Genomic DNA, 1659 nt, shown 5'->3' with positions numbered 1-1659 from the left:
GCTTGCCTTTGTCGTATCTGCTTGACTAGCATCAACTGTGAGTGCACTGTAGTCTACTGCTTGACCTTCCTTATCTAACGCACTGTCAAAGTTATCTTCTGCTTGCCACTTGTCACCTACATATATGGTTGAGTCATGCACGTTTACTTTGGCTAGATCAACAGTGTCATCATAAACTTCGATATTCCTTGTTACCTCAGCAGAATATTTCAGTGGGACACCATTTGAATTAACCGTCTCATATACCACATTAAATGAATATAATCCGCTTTTCTCAATAGTTTGAGTTTCTGAATCAATAGAATCTATTTTTAGACTAGTAATAGGCATACTTTGTCCATCGAGATCTATGCAAGGATTAATAGAAGTAAAAGAACTTCCTTTTTTAACCCTCATATCAGAAGCTTGAATGTACTGATTACGTAAATCCAACATTGAATTAGTAAACCTATTTTCCATAGAGTTGAACATTTCTTTTAACTTCGATATATCTTGAATTTTGTTATTGTGAGCAGCGAGATATCCCAATCCTCTATTGCTTTCTAAAATATTTAAATCAGAAATTAGATTATTAGATAAATCTACATAGTATAATTTGGGCATTTCTAGTAGTGTACTGACATCTTCAATCAAATTATTACGTAAATCCAGCACTTCCAAACTATTATTACCAGCTAATGGTGTAAGGTCCCTAACGTCATCAAAGGTTACACTAAGCGTATCCAAATTAGTTACTCCCAAAAAAACACTAAGATCAGAAATTTTCACTGGCGTGTGTCCTAATTCAGCCCAACTACCAGAATCATGATACAATTTTTTTAGATTTTTCAATCCATATAAAGGAGTCAAATCACTAACATAATCTCCACCAATTTGAAGCTCTTCAATATTCGTTAAATTTGCTAAATCTTCATAACTATTTACTCCTGTCCATTGCAGCAATAACCTTTTTAATTTAACTAATTTACTAATTGGTGATAGATCGGATAATTGCTTTTGATTATTCAGAATTAAACTTTCTAAATTAATTGCGTTTTCTATGCCTTCAACAGAAGAAATGTATCGAGCATTTGGCCAAATAGCATCCGCATTAAGCTCTTTAAGTGTGGCCATATCTTCTATTGTTACTTGATAGTTCAAAGATTGTTTTAATAAGTTATCCAGCACATTATAAAAAACTGGATCTGGAATATTAGCAATTGTTGACAAAGTAGTGATACTCTTTTCTTTATCTTCAGCATTACTAACTTGTTCAATAGAACTTTCCGTAGTCGGTTCTGTCGATTCTGTTGAATCTGCAAATACATTAATTGGTAATTGTGAAGCAACTATACCAGCACATATTAATAATTTCTTAGCATTTTTCATTTTCACACCCCAAATTTCAATATTTCCTCAATAAAAACTCGAATGATAATGAGATAAATTTGAACAAAAACTTTCAATATTTAATAAACAGAATAGTTGATTTTTCCAAATTATTTAGTAAAATTATTCGAGGCTCTCAATTGAGTTATTTCTATTTTACATTTCAATAGTTACTATCTTTCTTTTTTTCTTAATTACATTATTAATAATATCTGTATTGAAGACGATTGGTAAAACATAGTTAAAGTCGTTTTTCTTCCTCCTGTTCTTTCTTGTTTTTCATACAATCCA

The 1659-nt window shown here is 31.3% G+C and carries 1 protein-coding gene; it reads right to left on the bottom strand.

Features of this window, described 5'->3' with window-relative positions:
* The coding region (locus tag JZO85_RS23030; protein ID WP_242550160.1) for a leucine-rich repeat domain-containing protein at positions 1–1368 on the bottom strand (1368 nt) is incomplete at its 3' end.
* Positions 1369–1659: the final 291 nt, after the last annotated feature.

It is taken from the genome of Candidatus Enterococcus murrayae, assembly GCF_017315985.1.
GTDB lineage: Bacteria > Bacillota > Bacilli > Lactobacillales > Enterococcaceae > Enterococcus_A > Enterococcus_A murrayae.
This window is presented reverse-complemented; position numbering and strand designations above follow the sequence as displayed.